Genomic DNA, 17,195 nt, shown 5'->3' on the forward strand with positions numbered 1-17,195 from the left:
GGGAATCCTCGTAACAGGGATACAAAGAATGAAAAATATTTTGATAATGAGTTGTATAAAAGAAGATTCAAAATAGAAAAAGCAAATGCATGGCTCGATAGCTTCAAAGCTTTATTAGTAAGGTTTGAGACTTTGAATATTACTTGGACAAATCTACATTATCTCGCTTTCTCTATCTTGTTTCTCAGAAAAATAAAAGTTTAAACAGGTTTAACGATTATTTGGTTAAATATAGAGAAAAGGAAGTTTATGAATATGATAGAGCTGCTGGAAAATATAAATTAAACGTAGAATCTAAAATTAACGATATTGAGCTGCTGAATTTTTATAATAATAGTAATAGCGGTTTTGCTAATTATTTAGAATTAAAATTTGACTACTTTATAAATAAGATAGAATTAATTGATAACTTTAAATTTGATTGACAATATAAAAACAAAAAAACCTGCTTCAAAGCAGGTTTTTCCATATATAAAATTAAAAATCTTAATGTCCAGATTTTGCATCAGCATCCTGTTTTACATGGCTTAAATATTTAGTACAATACGCACCAAAAATTAAGATGGCAATATAACAGAACACAGGAATAATAAATGATTGCTGTACGCCGAAAACATCCGCCAAATAACCCTGGAAAATAGGAACAATCGCACCACCTAAAATAGCCATTACGACCAATGAAGATCCTTGACTCGTGTATTTTCCTAATCCTGAAATGGCAAGTGTATAAATATTAGAGAACATAATCGAGTTGAAAATTCCGATTCCTAAAATGCTGTACATTGCCAATTCGCCGTGGTTTAACATCGCTGAAATCAGTAATAAAACGTTGATTCCTGCAAAAATCGATAACGTTCTTGCCGGAGCAGATTTCCCAACAAAGAATGCCACAAAATTTAAAGCAATAAATACCAAGAAGAAACTAATTTGTGAAAACGTAAGATCAACAATGCTAAAAATTACTAGGAAAACCGCAGCTGCAGCTCCCAACATATATAATGCTTTCTTTCCTTGACTGATCGAATGATTTAATGAAATCGCACCTAAGAAACGGCCGATCATTGCACCACCCCAATATAGAGAAAGATAGTTTTTACTTACTACTTCAGAAAGATTCATGATCTGAGGCTGCTCTAAAAAGCTGATGATAAAACTTCCTACTGCCACTTCCCCACCTACATAACAGAACATCGCAAAAACGCCGAACTTTAAGTGATTAAACTTAAAAGCTCCAAAGCCTTTTTCAATTTCCTCTTCCGCAGTTTGGAATGATGGCAACTTTACTCTTGAAATCAATAAAGCCACCAATAATAAAATTCCCGCAAAAATTAAATAAGGAATTCTTGTTGCGACTGCTGAGAAAGATCCATCTGCTGCAGAGAAGAATTCAAAAATTAAATGTCCACCCAAAACCGGAGCAATCGTTGTTCCGAAGGCATTGAAAGCCTGCGTCATATTCAGTCGGCTTGATGCAGAATCTTCCGAACCTAAAAGCGAAACGTAAGCGTTTGCAGTAATCTGAAGAACGGTAAATCCTAATCCAAGAACGAATAAAGCTCCTAAAAACAATCCGTAAGAAGAGAATGTTGCCGCCGGATAAAATAAAATACATCCGAAAGCCGCAAGGAAAATTCCGAAAAGAATTCCTTTTTTGTAACCTACTTTGTTGATGGGATCTCCGCTTGATGTAGAAACCAGAAAATAAATTAGCGAACCTATAAAATAAGCTCCAAAGAAACAGAATTGTACCAACATCGATTCGAAAAATGTCAGTTTAAACAGTTGTTTCAGGTATGGGATGAGGATGTCATTCATGCATGTGATGAATCCCCACATAAAAAATAAAAGCGTAATAGTAATCAAAGGAATGGTATAATTCCTTTTAGATTGTACTTCATTATTTATCATATACATTAAAATTAAGAGGCTAAGATAATCTCTTTTGCTGATAATCTCTTAATTTGAGACAATAAATTTAATTTAGATGACCGATTTTAAGATGATATTAAATGAAAATAAAGAAGTAATTAATTGATTTTTAATTATTTATTATTGATTTGAAAACGAAAATCTCATTGCTTCATAATGAATTTATAGTAAAGATAAAAGTTAAAAAATACCTAAAAACAGTTGCGGAAATGTATTATTAGGGTAATGTTAAATTTTTAATGTTAAATTTGTCACACTAAGTATTCACAAACAGTTTTATGGATTCACAACAACAATTTTTAAAGAAATCTGAGGAGGCAAAAGATCTTTTTCTTCCACACCTTTCTGCAGACCCTGTAGTTTTTGGTTTTGATCAAAGTGAATTAAAGGTTCTTCTTCTTCAGATGACGTATCGTAAGCAATGGCTTTTACCGGGAGGTTATGTAAAAAAAGAAGAAGATATAGATGATGCAGCGAAACGGGTTTTAAAAGAGCGAGCAGGAATTTCTGATGTATATTTAGAAGAGTTTGCTGTTTTTGGTAAAAATAAAAGAAGCGAATTTTATTTTGAAGACTTCGACGACTCTCTATGGCAGAAACAACGTTTTGTTTCCATAGGATATTATGCTTTGTACAATCCGGATAATGCAAACCTTGTCGTGGATGAGCTCAGTGAAAAATGTGAATGGATTTCTCTGAGCCAGCTAAACGAAATAGAATTGGCAATGGATCATCGTGAAATTATAGAAAAAGCTCTATTGACTTTGCGTGAAAGAATTACGTATAAGCCTATCGGTTATAATTTATTGCCTGAAAAATTCACACTTTCAGAATTACAAAAGTTGTACGAAACCATTCTGGGGAAAGAGCTTAACCGCGGTAACTTTTACAGAAAAATAAAAAATTTAGAGATTCTCAGAAAATTAAATGAGCAACGTCGTGGTGGTGCCCACAAATCTCCCGACCTCTACTCTTTTGACGAAGAAAATTATAAAAAAGCATTAGAAAACGGACTAAGCAATTGGTAATAAAAAAATCCTGATTTACTCAGGATTTTTCTTTTTGTATGAAGTTATTGCAATATATTTTAGTTTTTAATACTTTCAATTTCGGCCATAAACTACCAACTAAAAACCATCAACTATTTATAAGCTTAACTGTCTTTCAAATTCTTCTATATATTTTGCTAAATGAATCCCGTCTGCCAATCCATGATGTGCCTCAATGGAAACCGGAAGATACTTTTTACCTTCACGAATGGTGAATTTTCCAAATGCAATCTTTGGTATAGATTCTTTAGGATCAAAATTGGTCGGATGCAAAATGGTAGTAAATGAGTTCCACGGGATTGTAGTATGCCTAATGTGATTAATTGGTAAAACATCGTTGCTTATTCCTAAACCTGTAGAATTTTGCACAGATTTAATTTCTTCTTGAAGTCTTTCGTTAAAAGTTTCAAAGTCTTGAGAATAGTGAAAAAATGAAAACCCAAACGTTCCGTCTGCTCTTCCAATTGTGCCTCCTACATGTACCTCATCATACAAAATCACTTGTCCGTCAACAATTCTGAGTTTTAATTCATCCACAGTATTAATTGCCACCATTGATTTATAAAGATAAACAGCATAAAAAGAATGACCTTCTCTTTTGGCTTTATCATAAGCTTTCGTGCAGTCTACCTCCGTTGTAAATCCGAAATACGGGCTTTTCATTTTAGAAAAAAATTCAAAATGCTCTTTTCTGTTCCAACTTTCTACATCTATAACCTTCATTGATTTATTTTTTGCAAATTTCCGTAAGATTTATTAATTCTAAAGTGACGAAAAACAGAAATTTGATTTTTTGAAAAATTATTATGCAAACTTCAATTTATACTGAGAAGGATTCATTTTCATCTGCTTTTTAAAATAATTGGTGAGATGGCTTTCATCTGTAAACCCAAACTCGAAGGCAATCTGCTTCATGGTCATTTTACCCGACAGAATTCTCCGTTCTATTAACCTTAATTTATAATTTTTCACGTAATCCCGATAACTTACTTCAAAATTTCGTTTAAAATAATTACTGAAATAACCTGGTGAAATACTGAAATGTTGAGCAATGATTTGCATTCTGATAAGTTCAGGATTATAAATGTTCTTGTGGATATAGGTGATAAGATCTTCCTTTTCTGGAGTTTTCCGGTCGATATTAAACGTCATGTTTTTCATTGAAACTTCACGGATTAAACCAAAAAGCGACATGATCTGAAAAAAGACAATCGGCGAATCTGAAACTTTATGATATTGGTGATACTCAAAAATGTTTTCAACAGTCTTCTTTAAAATGCTTTTGCATGGCTCATTAAACCTTAGTTTTTCTTCTTTAAAGACAGGGTTTCGCATAATATCAAAAGGTGAAGCCATGAAAATATCGTCCGGTGAAAGATTTTTGTGAAAATTAAAATAACTGTCGTTAAATTTTATAAAACAGAATTTGGTTGATTTTTTGATGTCAAAAAAATGCTCATCATCCGGAGAGATCAGATAAAGGTCTCCGGATTTATAAGGGATCACCAATTTATTGATGTGATGATTTCCTGTTCCTTTTACAATAAAAACAAGTTCGTAATAGGTATGACTGTGATTGGGAAACGGATAAACTTCAGCTTCAAAGCAATCAAGCTCCAAAGGCTCAAACTGTTTTCTCTTCATGTAATAAAATTACAATTTGTTATATAATTATTACAAGTGTTTTGCCGTTTTTTTTGACAAAATTTGTAATAGCTTATTCTGCATCTCCTTTGTAGATGTTGAATAAAAATCAAGTTAATCTTTTTATTATTCACAATTCATTAAAAAAATATTATACAGCAATGCAATACAGAAAATTAGGAAACAGCGATTTAGAAATTTCAGCAATCACCTTTGGAGCTTGGGCTGCAGGAGGCTGGATGTGGGGAAGTACAGATAGAAATGATGCTATTGAAGCCATAAAAGCTTCTTACGATGTTGGTGTGAGTTCTATTGATACGGCTCCTATTTACGGACAGGGAACAAGTGAAGAAATAGTGGGTGAAGCCATCAAAAGTATTTCCCGTGATAAAGTACAGATTCTTACTAAATTCGGAATGCGTTGGGATTTGGCGAAAGGAGATTTTGCAATGCACAGCAAAAATAATGACGGACAAGATATTGATGTCTATAAATATGCAGGAAAAGAAAGCATCATCTATGAATGCGAACAAAGTTTAAAAAGATTAGGCACAGACTACATCGATCTGTATCAAATTCACTGGCCGGATTCTACCACACCGATTGACGAGACTTTTGAAGCCGTTTCAAGATTGATCGATCAGGGAAAGGTTCGTTTTGCAGGAGTTTGTAATTATAATGCTCAACAAATGGCAGAAGCAGAAAAAACATTGAATTTAGTTTCCAACCAGATTCCGTTTAGTATGGTTAATCGTGGAATTGAGGAAGAGACAGTTCCTTACTGTATAGATCACAATAAATCTATTTTGGCATACAGTCCTTTAGAAAGAGGTTTGCTGACAGGAAAAATCACTATCGATTATAAGTTTCAGGAAGGAGATCATCGAGCAAAACTACCACACTTCCAACCAGAATTTATTGAAAAAACAAATCAGCTTTTAGATAAAATAAAACCGATTGCAGAAAACCATAATGCAAGTTTAGGACAACTTGTTTTGAGATGGACAATAGAAAGACCTGGAATTACCATCGCTTTGGCAGGAGCCAGAAATGCGGAACAGGCTGTACAAAATGCAAAAGCAATTGATATTAGCTTAAGCAAAGAAGAATTAAAAACTATTGACGATTTGGTCAATGCTTTTTAAATTTTAAAAATCACCACTCACAATAATAAAATGGAAAGAAGAACTTTCTTAAAAAACAGCGGACTCGCAGCTGCAGGATTAATGGCATCATCTGCCGTTCCTGCTTTTGCATCCCAATTATTAAAAGAAAATAGTATGGAACAATTTGAAAATACAGGCCTTGGAAAAAGATTCAGACCAAAAAATAAATCAGGCTTTGGCGGAGTTGCTTTAGGAAACGGATTTAATGCCAACCCGGATATTGAATGTCTGCAATCCATTGAGGCAGCATGGAATGCCGGAGTTCGTTATTTTGACACTTCACCTTGGTACGGTTTAGGGCTTAGCGAACACAGAATGGGATTGTTTTTGAAAGATAAAAAACGTGACGAATTTACACTCTCCACAAAAATCGGAAGAATTCTGAAACCTCACGATGATTTCAAATTAGACGGATTATGGAAAGGAAAACTCAATTTTTCTTATGACTACGATTATTCTGCTGCAGGAGCTAGAAAAAGTGTAGAAGACAGCTTGCAAAGATTGGGCGTTGCTTCATTAGACATCGTTTTCATTCATGATCTGTCTCCTGATAACAAAGATATGAAAGGCGATTGGGAAAAATATTTTGATATTGCCGCAAAAGGGGCTATGCCCGAATTGATCAAAATGCGTGAAGAAGGTTTGATTAAAGGCTGGGGATTTGGCGTAAACACGATTGAACCCATTTTAAAAGCCATCGAAGTTTCAGATCCCGATGTTTTCTTATCTGCTTGTCAGTATTCATTGATTCATCACAAAGATGATTTGAATAAAGTTTTCCCGAAAGCTGCTGAAAAAGATATTTCAATTGTTGTAGGTGCACCTTTATGTGCAGGCTTTTTGTCCGGTAAAGACCGTTATTTATATAATGGAGACTTTCCAGCGGGAGTTAAAGAAAAACTGGCGTCTTTACAGCGTGTCGCTAATAATCATAAAGTAGATGTAAGAACGGCTGCTCTTCAGTTTGCAGCTGCTCCGGACGTGGTTTCAGGAGTGATTCCGGGAGCTCACACCGTTAAACAGGCTCAGGAAAATGCAGCTTCATTTAAAGCGAAAATTCCTGCAGGTTTCTGGGCAGAATTAAAGAAAGAAAAGTTAATAGAAGAAAATGCACCTGTTCCAAAAGGATAAATTATGGAAAAAAGAAATAATAAATATCAACTTCAACTGAATGAATTGTCGCTTAAAGATGGTTCTTCAGCTGAAAAAAAACTAAGTTTTGAATTTGAAAATCATGATGATCTTTTTAAAATTTTTGAGGTGATAAAATCTAAAAATATTTTTGAGGATGAAAATACCGTAAACGAATTTAGTTTAGGATTAAAGCTATTCACAGAAGTGATGCTAAAAAACAAGCAACATCCTTTATTTGAAGACTTGCGACCTGCTATCACAGAATTTATGAAAAAACTGAAAAGTCAGTAAACTATGAAAGACTTTAAAACCATATTTTTCTTTTTAAGACTTCCAATTGCCATTTCATTAGCAGGACACGGATTGGTAAGATTACCAAAATTACAGACCTTCACCGAAGGAATGGTAAAGTCTATGGAGAAATCTGCAATTCCTGAAGCGTTGATTACGCCTTTCGGATATGTTTTGCCATTCTTAGAAGCGATTATAGGAATTTCTCTTTTAATTGGTTTTAAACCTAAACTAACGATATATTCTGCAATTGCCTTGATGAGTATTTTGATTTTGGGAAGCAGTTCTATTGAAAATTGGTCAGCTATTGAAGCACAACTACTCCATTCTTTGTATCTGTTTGCGCTTTTGTGGTTTTATTTAAAATACAGTTCTGAAGAAAATCAACCATTAATTTAATAAGCTATGAACGAACGAATTTTAGAAGGCGAACTTTGGACCTCCAAAAAAGTTGAAAATAATTATATTGTTAGCATTAAAGACAAATCTAGCATTGTACAAGCTTTGAATGATTTTGTACTAAATCAGAATATCAAATCTGGTCAGGTAACAGGAATTGGTGCGGTAAGTGAAGCAACGCTGAGGTTTTTTGATTTCTCAACGAAAGATTATGTTGATAAGAAGTTTGATGAACAAATGGAAGTTACCAATATTTCTGGAAATGTTTCTGTACTTGACGAAAAACCGTTGCTTCATCTTCACATTACTTTGGGACGACAGGATTATTCTGCAATTGCCGGGCATTTGCAAGATGCAAGAATTCGGGGCGCAGGAGAATTCTTTTTCTATCCTTTAGAAACAACGGTATATAAAACTAAAAATGAAGAAGTAGGAATCAATCTCTATGATTTTGAAAAGTCTGATGAGAAACCTTAATTTTGTTTTATATTTTTTCAAATGTTTGACATTCTTATTTCTCATATTCAAAACAAAGTCAGTTTAACTGAAGAAGAAAAAACTGAACTACAGTCTTTTTTTTCGGTTAAAAAATTGAAGAAAAAACAATATTTGTTGCAGGAAGGCGATGTTTGTAAATGCCTTTCTTTTGTTAATAAAGGTTTGCTAAAGTCTTATTTTACTGATGAAAAAGGAGGTGAAAACATCAATATGTTTGCATTTGAAGGTTGGTGGATTTCAGATTTTAAGAGTTTTATCAATCAGGAAAAAGCGGTTTTGAATATCGATGCTGTTGAAGAAACAGAATTGCTCATGATCACTCTTGAAGATTATGATAAACTAATGCTGAAGATTCCAGTGATGGATCGTTACTTTAGGATTTTGTACCAAAATAGTTTGGTGACGAAAGATTATCGTTTAATAGCTTCAAACAGTTATACAGCTGAGGAAAAATATCTTCAGTTAGTTCAAAAAAATCCCGAAATGATCAAAAGAGTTCCACATAATCTGATTGCATCCTACCTTGGTTTGGCTCCGGAAACGATCAGCCGAATTCGTAAGAAAATTTTGTTGAAAGGTTAATTCTTACTGAATGTAAACTTGACTGAGGTCAACTGAAACTCATGATATAGATCAAGTATTTTCGCTGATCACCACCATAATTTTGTAGAAGAAATTTTACATTATGGAAAACAATAAAAATATTGCCTTAGTTGTCGGTGCAACTGGAATTACGGGAAGCAATCTCGCTCAGGAACTTATATCTCAAGGCTGGACAACTTACGGAATATCCAGAAATACAAACAATAATATTGAAGGATTAATCCCGGTAAAAGCTGATTTACTAGACGTACAAAGTTTAGAAAAAGCATTAGGAAATATCTCTCCTACTCACATTTTTTTCACAACCTGGATGCGAAATGATACAGAAGAAGAAAACATTCGTGTAAACAGCGCCTTAATTAGAAATCTGTTAAATGTTTTGTCTCCAAAAAAATCTGTAAAACATGTTGCTTTGGTTACAGGATTGAAGCATTATTTAGGACCATTCGAAGCCTATGCAAAAGAAGGAAAATTACCGGAAACTCCTTTAAGAGAAGAGCAACCTAGACTTCCGCTACCCAATTTTTATTATGCTCAGGAAGATGAGGTTTATGCAGCTTCTGAAAGAGATGGTTTTACCTGGAGCATTCACAGACCGCATACTGTAATTGGGTATGCAGTAGGAAATGCGATGAATATGGGAACTACTTTGGCGGTTTATGCAAGTATTTGCAAAGAAACAGGCAGGAAATTTATCTGGCCGGGATCTTCTGCACAATGGAACGGAATTTCTGATGTGACAGACGCCAGAATTTTGGCGAAACAATTGGTTTGGGCATCAACTTCAGAAGAGGCTAAAAATAAAGCATTTAATATCTCGAACGGTGATGTGTTTCGCTGGAAATGGCTTTGGAAAAGACTTGCAGATTGGTTTGATATAGAAGCTGTCGGTTTCGAAAATGAAATTAAACCTCTAGAAAAAGAAATGCAAAACAATCATGAGATCTGGAAAACAATTGCTGAAAAATATGGTTTAAAAGAAAATAATTTAGATCGTTTATCTTCAGCGTGGCATACCGATTTAGATTTAGGAAGACCTCTGGAAGTAATGACTGACATGAGCAACAGTAGAAAATCAGGTTTTCTGGAATATCAAAATACAGAAGAATCTTTTATTGATTTGTTTAAAAAATTAAAGGAAGAAAATCTGATTCCTTAGTTCGTTAATATAAAAGAGTTGTTGTTAAGCAGCTCTTTTTTTTGATTAATAAAATTTGTTCCTTTGTAAAACAGACCAATTGGTATTTTATGAAAAAATCGGAAGCAACACGCCAGAATATTCTTCAAAAAGCATTTGAACTAATCTACAGTCACGGATATCAAACGACCAGCGTTGACGAGATTATTGCAACGACTCAAGTGACAAAAGGAGCTTTCTATTATCACTTTAAAACGAAGGATGAAATGGGTTTGGCAATCATCAATGAACGAATGAAACCTACTTTTAAAAATACTTTTACTGAGCCTTTTCAAAGTGATGTAAATCCTTTAGATACAATTTATAATCTGATGTACCATTTACTGATAGAAAACGAAGATTTAAAGGTTGAATATGGTTGTCCGGCTTCCAATTTTACTCAGGAAATGGCTCCCTGGAATATTGAATTTACAAAAGCTTTAAACGAACTTTCTCTGGAATGGGAGAAAGCAATGATCAATGCGATTGAAAAGGGAAAAGAAAATGGTACAATAAAATCGGAGGTTAATGCAAAAGAAGTTACTGTTTTTGTGATGTCGGGTTATTGGGGTGTTCGGAATTTAGGGAAATTAGAAAATTCTAAAGGAGTTTATCTTATTTATTTAAAAGGACTTAAATCTTATTTTAATAGTCTGGAATAATTTTTTCTTAAAAAACATACTAATTAGTATGTTTTTATTTTATCTTTGTCATGTTGATAAAAATTTGATAATGTACCAGGCACTTACATTTCTGCATTCCACTGTTCGATGGCTAGTTTTACTGAGTTTATTATACTCAATTTTCAGAGCTTATAAAGGTTATTTTTCGAATAAAGAATTTACAAAGGCAGATAACTCCATAAGACATTGGACGGCAACAATTGCTCATGTTCAATTGGTTTTAGGAATTATTTTATATTCTCAAAGCCCGATTATCAAATATTTTTGGAAGAATTTCAATGAAGCTAAAGAATCATTTGATCTTTTATTTTTTGGAATGATTCACATTTTTTTAATGCTGTTTTCGATTATTTTAATTACAATTGGTTCAGCCGTTTCCAAGAGAAAAACAACTGATAAAGAGAAGTTTAAAATAATGTTGATCTATTTTATCATTGCTTTACTTATTATTTTTATTGCTATTCCTTGGTCCTTTTCTCCACTTGCAAACAGACCTTATTTCAGATAATTATGATTCATTTATTTAAAACTAAAATCGGACGTTTAAGAATTATCGCAATTCTTGAAGGAATTTCATTATTAACCTTAGTATTCATCGCAGTTCCTCTAAAATATGGATTAGATAATCCTGCATTTGTAAAAATGATGGGACCAATTCACGGCACATTATTTCTGCTTTTTCTATTTAATACATTAAGTGTTGGTGCCGAGCAAAACTGGAAGTTTAAAGAAATAACCTGGAAGGTATTGTTGGCATGCGTTATTCCGTTTGGAACATTCTATATTGACTATAAAATTTTAAGCAGATTATGAAATCATCTCGATTGGAAATACAAAAGCTAATGGAAAAGAATTTGAAACCGGACATATTGTTGGTTCGCAGAATATTTCTTTAGGAACAATCCGTGAAAGATATGTAGAACTTGCTCCCGATACAACATATATCACAGTTTGTTCGCACGGTTTAAGAAGCGTAAAAGCAGAACATATTTTAAAAGAAAAAGGCTTAAAAAAAGTTTATAACGGCGGTGCATGGAGCGATTTGCAGAAAAGTCTTGAAAAGAAATAATTTGGTTAGGTTTTTGAATATTCAGAAATACACTAATCATCACACTTTTGAAACTCATCACATTTACAAACAAAGGTATTTACTGTCCGCAGGGAAAATTTTATATTGATCCTTGGCGACCTGTTGATTTTGCGGTCATCACTCACGGACACGCCGATCACGCTCGTTGGGGAATGAAAAAATATCTTTGCCATCATTTTACAAAACCCATTTTACATCAAAGAATTTCTCCGGATATTGAATGTCAGACTTTGCAGTATGGTGAAGTTTTGGATATCAATGGCGTTAAACTTTCGCTTCATCCGGCTGGGCATATTATTGGTTCGGCACAGATTCGTCTTGAATATAAAGGTTATGTAACTGTAGTTTCAGGAGATTATAAAATTCAGGATGATGGTTTGAGCACTCCTTTTGAAGTGGTAAAATGTAATGAATTCGTTACTGAAAGTACATTCGGACTTCCGATTTACAACTGGTTGGAAGTTCCCGATTTAAATAAGAGACTTCAAAATTGGGTTCTCAGAAATCAGGAGAATGAAAAAACATCTGTATTCATCGGATATTCTTTGGGTAAAGCGCAAAGAATTATGAAAGCCGTGGAAGGAATGGGAAAAATCCACGTCCACTACTCGATCGGAAAATTGAATAAAGCCTTTGAAGAAGTAGGAATCGTACTTCCAGATTATGAAGTTCCTGATTTTAGGGAAAGTATCAAGCACGTTCAAGGTGACATTGTGATTGTTCCGCCGGCTTTATTAGATAGTAATGTGATTAAGAAAATTCCTGACGCTGCAACGGCAATTTGTTCAGGATGGATGCAGGTTCGCGGCGCCAGAAGATGGCGAAGTATGGACGCTGGTTTTCCAATGAGCGACCACGCTGATTGGAAAGGTCTTTTACAGGCAATAAAAGCTACCGAAGCCGAAATCGTTCACGTTACACACGGACAAACCGAAGTTTTTTCAAAATATTTAAACGAAATCGGAATTAAATCTGATGTGGTGGAAACTTTGTATGGAGATGATGATGAAGAAGTAGAAAAAGAGAAAACAATTATTGAAAATTGAACTTTCAAGGTTTTTGGATCTGAAGGCTTCATAGAAGCCAACTGTTAATAGCAGATATTAATAACCAAGAGATATAGCTCCGTAGGAGCGACCTGTTAATTACGGATTGCTAAGGGTCAAATAATCGCAGCCCGACTTGAGTGTAAATCCTTTTTTTGCTAAGTACAAATTTTGATTATATCTGAAAACGTTTTGCAAAAAAAGATTGGGAACGGAAGGCGAATTAAGCTGCCCAAAAAAACAAAATTTAGAATGAAAAATTTCGCAGAACTCATCAACGCTCTCGAAAGCACCAATAAAACCAATGCTAAAATCGATGCTATCATCGATTATTTGGAACGAGCTCCAGATGATGATAAATTGTGGTTCATCGCTTTGTTTACGGGCAAAAGACCCAAGCGAAATGTCAACACCAATTTTATGAAAGAATGGGCGTTGGAAATTACACAATTACCGTTTTGGCTATTTCAGGAAAGCTATTCATCGGTTGGAGATCTAGGCGAAACGCTATCGTTAATTCTTCCGCCTCCAACCGAAAAAATTGAAAAAACGTTGTCTGAATGGATGCGTGAAATTATCGGCTTAAAAAATAAAATGGATGTTGAAAAGAAAGAATTCGTTCTTAATTCGTGGAACGGATTGGATTATACTGAGCGTTTGATTTTCAATAAATTATTAGGCGGAAGTTTCAGAATTGGTGTTTCGTCAAAAACATTGATAAATTCTTTGACAAAATTTTCCGGACAGGAAGCAAGCACTTTAATGCATAGTTTGATGGGAAAATGGCAGCCTGATGAAATCTCCTTTAAAGAATTGATTTCTGCTGAAAATATTAATCCTGATAATTCAAAACCCTACCCTTTTTGTCTTGCATATCCTTTGGAAAAAGATTTGGAAGATTTGGGAAAACCTGAAGATTGGCTCATCGAATATAAATGGGACGGAATTCGTGGACAAATCATCAAAAGAAATGATGAAGTCTTTATTTGGTCTCGTGGTGAAGAATTGGTAACCGAGCAGTTTCCTGAAATTGCGGATACCGTAAAAGCGATGAGAGGTAATTTTGTAATTGATGGAGAAATACTTGCGGTAAAGGAAGGGAATGTTTTAAATTTTAATGAATTACAAAAAAGATTAAACCGTAAAACGTTAACAAAAAAAATGCTCGCAGAAATTCCGATTGAAGTTTTTGCATATGATATTTTAGAACTCGAAGGAACTGATTTGCGGGAAAAACCAATCTCAGCAAGAAGAGCAATGTTGGAAGAATTGTTGTTAAATGAAGCCCCAGAAAACATAAAAATTTCTCAGGCAATCAGTTTTGAAGACTGGAATCAATTAGATTTAATAAGAGAAAATTCCAGAGAAATTAACAGTGAAGGCTTGATGCTGAAACAGAAAAATTCACATTATCATTCAGGACGAAAAAAAGGTGATTGGTGGAAATGGAAAATCAATCCGATGACAATTGATGCAGTTCTTATTTATGCTCAAAAAGGAAGCGGAAGACGAAGTGCTTACTACACCGATTACAGTTTTGCCGTAAAAAACGGAGATAAATTGGTCACGATTGCCAAAGCCTATTCCGGATTGACCGACAAAGAAATTATGGAAGTCAGCAAGTTTGTGAATAAAAATGCTATTGAGAAATTTGGTCCGGTTCGTACCGTGAAAGCTGAATTGGTCTTTGAGATTGCTTTTGAAGGAATTGGTTTCAGCAATCGTCATAAAAGTGGTGTCGCATTACGTTTCCCAAGGATTCTAAGATGGCGAAAAGATAAAACCGTTGACGAAATTGATGATATTGAAGAGATTAAAAAACTGATACAATAAAGTGTTTAACGCAATGGTCGCAAGGTTTTTATTTAAATTTTTGAAAACATTTCTTATTCGCAAGGGCACTGCGTTCAGCAAATGATAGCAAATTTCTTAGCTGAGTGAAACGCCTTTGCGAACGAAAAACATGCAAGAGAATGTCAAAAAAACTTTGCGTTTAAAAATAACAATTAACAAAATTTGAGCAACTACGAAAATACCGAAGGATTCAAAATCATTCAAAACTGGATGATGGAAAAATCGATTTCTCCGTTCAAATTTCAAATAGATACCTGGAAAAAATTCGGGAATGGTTATAGCGGAATTGTGGTTGCTCCGACGGGTTTCGGGAAAACCTATTCTGTTTTTTTAGCTTTAATTTCTGATTTTCTGAATCATCCTGAAAAATATAAGAATGGATTAAAGATGATTTGGATTACGCCACTTCGATCCCTTTCAAAAGATATCGCCAAAGCAATGCAGGAAGCCATTGATGAGATTGGTTTAGATTGGCTGGTTGGTGTAAGAAACGGAGATACAAACCCGAAAGTGAGGCAGCAACAGGTAAAAAATATGCCGGAAATTTTAGTTGCAACACCGGAAAGTTTACATCTTCTTCTCGGACAAAAAAATCACCCAAGATTCTTCTCGAATCTGCAAAGTATTGTCATTGATGAATGGCATGAATTATTGGGTTCAAAACGCGGAGTGATTGTTGAATTAGGAATTTCTCAGTTGAGAAAATATGTTCCAAAACTGAAGATTTGGGGAATTACGGCAACGATAGGAAACTTGGATGAAGCAATGGAAGTTTTGATTCCTTACGATATAAAGAAAACAAAAATCACAGCGAAACAACATAAAAAGATAGATATTATTTCTGTTTTTCCTGATGAAGTAGAAATTTTGCCTTGGGCAGGACATCTCGGTCATAAATTGGCAGATAAAGTGGTTCCGATTATTTTAGAATCTAAATCAACGATTGTTTTTACCAATACCCGAAGTCAGAGTGAAATGTGGTATCAATTATTACTGGATGCTTATCCTGATTTTGCCGGACAAATCGCAATTCATCATAGCTCGATCGATGCCCATTTAAGAATCTGGATCGAAGAAAATCTGAGTAATGGAAAATTAAAAGCCGTTGTTTCCACCTCATCTTTAGATTTAGGAATTGATTTTAAACCTGTGGATACAGTGATACAAATTGGTTCTGCAAAAGGTGTTGCGAGGTTTCTCCAAAGGGCGGGACGAAGTGGACACTCCCCTTTTGAAACGTCAAAAATCTATTGTGTTCCTACCCATTCTTTAGAACTGATTGAAGTGGCAGCTTTGAAAGAAGCCGTAAAACAAAATGTAATTGAACCTCGCGAACCTCAGGTTTTGTGCTTTGATGTTTTGGTTCAGTTTCTGATGACTTTAGCGATTGGTGATGGATTTTTTCCCGAAGAAACATTTGAAAGAATTAAACAGGTTTATACTTTTCAGGAAATCCGGGATGAAGAATGGAAAGAGATCATCGATTTTTTGACAATTGGCGGAAGTGCACTGAAAAACTACGAAGAATACCATAAAGTTGTGGTAATGGAAGATGGTCTGCACAAAGTCATTTCGAGAAAAATTGCGATGCTTCACAGAATGAATATGGGTGCAATTGTAAGTGATGCAATGCTAAAAGTGAAATTTATTTCCGGTGGATATATCGGAATGGTTGAAGAATATTTTATTTCGAGGCTGAAAAAAGAAGAAAAATTTATTCTGGCTGGTCGCGTTCTGGAGGTGGCGATGGTAAAAGATATGACGGTTTTTGTGCGTGCTTCTAAAGGAAAAGCAATGGCACCAAGTTATTTGGGTGGAAGATTACCTTTAAGTTCAAATTTAGGACGTTTCTTAAGAGAAAAATTATCCGGAGCATTAAATCCAAAAGCATCAGAAAAAGAATTGAAATTTTTGCATCCCTTATTAATCAATCAGGAAGAACGATCACACATCCCAAAAGAAGATGAATTTTTGATTGAACTGATTAAAAACCGGGAAGGCTATCATCTCTTTATGTATCCTTTTGAAGGCCGTTTGGTACACGAAGTGATGGCAGCTTTAATTGCTTATAGGATTTCAAGATTGGCGCCTATTTCTTTTTCGATGGCAATGAATGATTACGGTTTTGAATTATTCAGCGATAAAGAAATCCCTTTGAATGAAGATAATCTGGAGAAAATATTGACGAGAGAAAATTTAATGATTGATGTAATTTCAAGTATTAATTCAGCTGAAATGGCAAGACGGAAATTCAGAGATATTGCAGTGATTTCAGGAATGGTGATTCAGAATTTTCCGGGACAGCAACGTTCAAATAAAGCTTTGCAAAGTTCGGCTGGATTGATTTTTAAAGTTTTGGAAGATTATGATCCCAATCATTTTCTCGTAAGACAGGCTTACACTGAAGTTTTCAATATGCAATTGCAGGAGCAGCGTTTGGTAGAAGCTTTCAAACGGATCGAAAAATCTAAGCTTATTTTAAAATATTCAAATAAATTTACACCTTTAAGTTTCCCAATAAAAGTTGACAGCCTACGACAGACTTTGACAAGTGAAAATTTGGATGCAAGAATTCAGAAATTGATTAAACAATCGGGAAGAAATATAAAGGACGAATAATTAAAAAATATTC

18 protein-coding genes and 1 pseudogene are annotated in these 17,195 nt (G+C 34.4%); 16 read left to right on the plus strand and 3 right to left on the minus strand.

Going from position 1 to position 17,195, the window contains the following annotated elements:
* Positions 1–204: pseudogene (locus B5X64_RS09170) on the plus strand (IS5/IS1182 family transposase); the annotation flags it as partial.
* A 282-nt stretch (positions 205–486) separates the two neighbouring features.
* On the opposite strand, the gene B5X64_RS09180 reads toward B5X64_RS09170, so the two are convergent.
* On the minus strand, positions 487–1,908 hold the full coding sequence (locus B5X64_RS09180) for a sugar MFS transporter (protein WP_066678310.1): 1,422 nt from the start codon (positions 1,906–1,908) through the stop codon (positions 487–489).
* 299 nt (positions 1,909–2,207) lie between these two features.
* On the opposite strand from B5X64_RS09180, the gene B5X64_RS09185 reads away from it, so the two are divergent.
* Positions 2,208–2,957 carry an NUDIX hydrolase gene (locus B5X64_RS09185; RefSeq protein ID WP_079464944.1) on the plus strand — a complete coding sequence of 250 codons (750 nt, stop codon included), beginning with the start codon at positions 2,208–2,210 and terminating at the stop codon, positions 2,955–2,957.
* A 117-nt stretch (positions 2,958–3,074) separates the two neighbouring features.
* On the opposite strand, the gene B5X64_RS09190 is transcribed toward B5X64_RS09185, so the two are convergent.
* Positions 3,075–3,701, minus strand: coding sequence for a chloramphenicol acetyltransferase (locus tag B5X64_RS09190; protein WP_079464945.1), 627 nt, complete (start codon positions 3,699–3,701; stop codon positions 3,075–3,077).
* Positions 3,702–3,782: 81 nt separating this feature from the next.
* On the minus strand, positions 3,783–4,622 hold the full coding sequence (locus B5X64_RS09195) for an AraC family transcriptional regulator (protein ID WP_079464946.1): 840 nt from the start codon (positions 4,620–4,622) through the stop codon (positions 3,783–3,785).
* A 161-nt stretch (positions 4,623–4,783) separates the two neighbouring features.
* Between B5X64_RS09195 and B5X64_RS09200 the strand changes: the two genes are divergently transcribed.
* The 14 genes from B5X64_RS09200 (at position 4,784) to B5X64_RS09265 (ending at position 17,182) form a co-directional block, all read left to right on the plus strand.
* Positions 4,784–5,767 carry an aldo/keto reductase gene (locus B5X64_RS09200; RefSeq protein WP_079465107.1) on the plus strand — a complete coding sequence of 328 codons (984 nt, stop codon included), beginning with the start codon at positions 4,784–4,786 and terminating at the stop codon, positions 5,765–5,767.
* A gap of 30 nt (positions 5,768–5,797) precedes the next feature.
* Positions 5,798–6,919, plus strand: a complete 1,122-nt coding sequence (locus B5X64_RS09205) for an aldo/keto reductase (RefSeq protein ID WP_079464947.1) — start codon at positions 5,798–5,800, stop codon at positions 6,917–6,919.
* A gap of 3 nt (positions 6,920–6,922) precedes the next feature.
* Positions 6,923–7,213: a DUF3861 domain-containing protein gene (locus B5X64_RS09210; protein ID WP_079464948.1), complete on the plus strand. Its 291-nt coding sequence runs from the start codon at positions 6,923–6,925 to the stop codon at positions 7,211–7,213.
* A gap of 3 nt (positions 7,214–7,216) precedes the next feature.
* Positions 7,217–7,612, plus strand: a complete 396-nt coding sequence (locus tag B5X64_RS09215) for a MauE/DoxX family redox-associated membrane protein (protein WP_066678298.1) — start codon at positions 7,217–7,219, stop codon at positions 7,610–7,612.
* 6 nt (positions 7,613–7,618) lie between these two features.
* Entirely contained in the window at positions 7,619–8,089 is a 471-nt protein-coding gene (locus tag B5X64_RS09220) for a PPC domain-containing DNA-binding protein (RefSeq protein WP_079464949.1), read from the plus strand.
* Positions 8,090–8,110: 21 nt separating this feature from the next.
* On the plus strand, positions 8,111–8,692 hold the full coding sequence (locus B5X64_RS09225; protein ID WP_079464950.1) for a Crp/Fnr family transcriptional regulator: 582 nt from the start codon (positions 8,111–8,113) through the stop codon (positions 8,690–8,692).
* Between the two features lie 103 nt (positions 8,693–8,795).
* Positions 8,796–9,872, plus strand: coding sequence for an SDR family oxidoreductase (locus tag B5X64_RS09230; protein ID WP_079464951.1), 1,077 nt, complete (start codon positions 8,796–8,798; stop codon positions 9,870–9,872).
* 89 nt (positions 9,873–9,961) lie between these two features.
* The gene (locus B5X64_RS09235; protein ID WP_079464952.1) at positions 9,962–10,552 is read left to right on the plus strand and encodes a TetR/AcrR family transcriptional regulator; all 591 of its coding nucleotides are present in this window, start codon (positions 9,962–9,964) and stop codon (positions 10,550–10,552) included.
* Positions 10,553–10,622: 70 nt separating this feature from the next.
* Positions 10,623–11,081: a hypothetical protein gene (locus B5X64_RS09240; protein ID WP_079465108.1), complete on the plus strand. Its 459-nt coding sequence runs from the start codon at positions 10,623–10,625 to the stop codon at positions 11,079–11,081.
* A gap of 2 nt (positions 11,082–11,083) precedes the next feature.
* Positions 11,084–11,386: a DUF3817 domain-containing protein gene (locus tag B5X64_RS09245; protein WP_079464953.1), complete on the plus strand. Its 303-nt coding sequence runs from the start codon at positions 11,084–11,086 to the stop codon at positions 11,384–11,386.
* 10 nt (positions 11,387–11,396) lie between these two features.
* Positions 11,397–11,642: a rhodanese-like domain-containing protein gene (locus B5X64_RS09250; RefSeq protein WP_228418844.1), complete on the plus strand. Its 246-nt coding sequence runs from the start codon at positions 11,397–11,399 to the stop codon at positions 11,640–11,642.
* Between the two features lie 47 nt (positions 11,643–11,689).
* A complete protein-coding gene (locus tag B5X64_RS09255) occupies positions 11,690–12,709 on the plus strand; it encodes a ligase-associated DNA damage response exonuclease (RefSeq protein WP_079464954.1) in 1,020 nt (339 codons plus the stop codon).
* Positions 12,710–12,961: 252 nt separating this feature from the next.
* A complete protein-coding gene (locus tag B5X64_RS09260) occupies positions 12,962–14,542 on the plus strand; it encodes an ATP-dependent DNA ligase (RefSeq protein WP_079465110.1) in 1,581 nt (526 codons plus the stop codon).
* A 183-nt stretch (positions 14,543–14,725) separates the two neighbouring features.
* A complete protein-coding gene (locus tag B5X64_RS09265; RefSeq protein ID WP_111944958.1) occupies positions 14,726–17,182 on the plus strand; it encodes a ligase-associated DNA damage response DEXH box helicase in 2,457 nt (818 codons plus the stop codon).
* Positions 17,183–17,195 lie beyond the last annotated feature (13 nt).

The organism is Chryseobacterium balustinum, assembly GCF_900168205.1.
In the GTDB taxonomy this organism is placed as follows: domain Bacteria; phylum Bacteroidota; class Bacteroidia; order Flavobacteriales; family Weeksellaceae; genus Chryseobacterium; species Chryseobacterium balustinum.

Excerpts from the sequence above, each read along its gene's own strand:
- B5X64_RS09185 (WP_079464944.1), top strand. The coding sequence starts at position 2,208 with ATGGATTCACAACAACAATTTTTAAAGAAATCTGAGGAGGCAAAAGAT.
- B5X64_RS09230 (WP_079464951.1), top strand. The coding sequence starts at position 8,796 with ATGGAAAACAATAAAAATATTGCCTTAGTTGTCGGTGCAACTGGAATT.
- B5X64_RS09240 (WP_079465108.1), top strand. The coding sequence starts at position 10,623 with ATGTACCAGGCACTTACATTTCTGCATTCCACTGTTCGATGGCTAGTT.
- B5X64_RS09245 (WP_079464953.1), top strand. The coding sequence starts at position 11,084 with ATGATTCATTTATTTAAAACTAAAATCGGACGTTTAAGAATTATCGCA.
- B5X64_RS09200 (WP_079465107.1), top strand. The coding sequence starts at position 4,784 with ATGCAATACAGAAAATTAGGAAACAGCGATTTAGAAATTTCAGCAATC.
- B5X64_RS09215 (WP_066678298.1), top strand. The coding sequence starts at position 7,217 with ATGAAAGACTTTAAAACCATATTTTTCTTTTTAAGACTTCCAATTGCC.
- B5X64_RS09225 (WP_079464950.1), top strand. The coding sequence starts at position 8,111 with ATGTTTGACATTCTTATTTCTCATATTCAAAACAAAGTCAGTTTAACT.
- B5X64_RS09235 (WP_079464952.1), top strand. The coding sequence starts at position 9,962 with ATGAAAAAATCGGAAGCAACACGCCAGAATATTCTTCAAAAAGCATTT.
- B5X64_RS09195 (WP_079464946.1), bottom strand. The coding sequence starts at position 4,622 with ATGAAGAGAAAACAGTTTGAGCCTTTGGAGCTTGATTGCTTTGAAGCT.
- B5X64_RS09260 (WP_079465110.1), top strand. The coding sequence starts at position 12,962 with ATGAAAAATTTCGCAGAACTCATCAACGCTCTCGAAAGCACCAATAAA.
- B5X64_RS09180 (WP_066678310.1), bottom strand. The coding sequence starts at position 1,908 with ATGATAAATAATGAAGTACAATCTAAAAGGAATTATACCATTCCTTTG.
- B5X64_RS09220 (WP_079464949.1), top strand. The coding sequence starts at position 7,619 with ATGAACGAACGAATTTTAGAAGGCGAACTTTGGACCTCCAAAAAAGTT.
- B5X64_RS09210 (WP_079464948.1), top strand. The coding sequence starts at position 6,923 with ATGGAAAAAAGAAATAATAAATATCAACTTCAACTGAATGAATTGTCG.
- B5X64_RS09205 (WP_079464947.1), top strand. The coding sequence starts at position 5,798 with ATGGAAAGAAGAACTTTCTTAAAAAACAGCGGACTCGCAGCTGCAGGA.
- B5X64_RS09190 (WP_079464945.1), bottom strand. The coding sequence starts at position 3,701 with ATGAAGGTTATAGATGTAGAAAGTTGGAACAGAAAAGAGCATTTTGAA.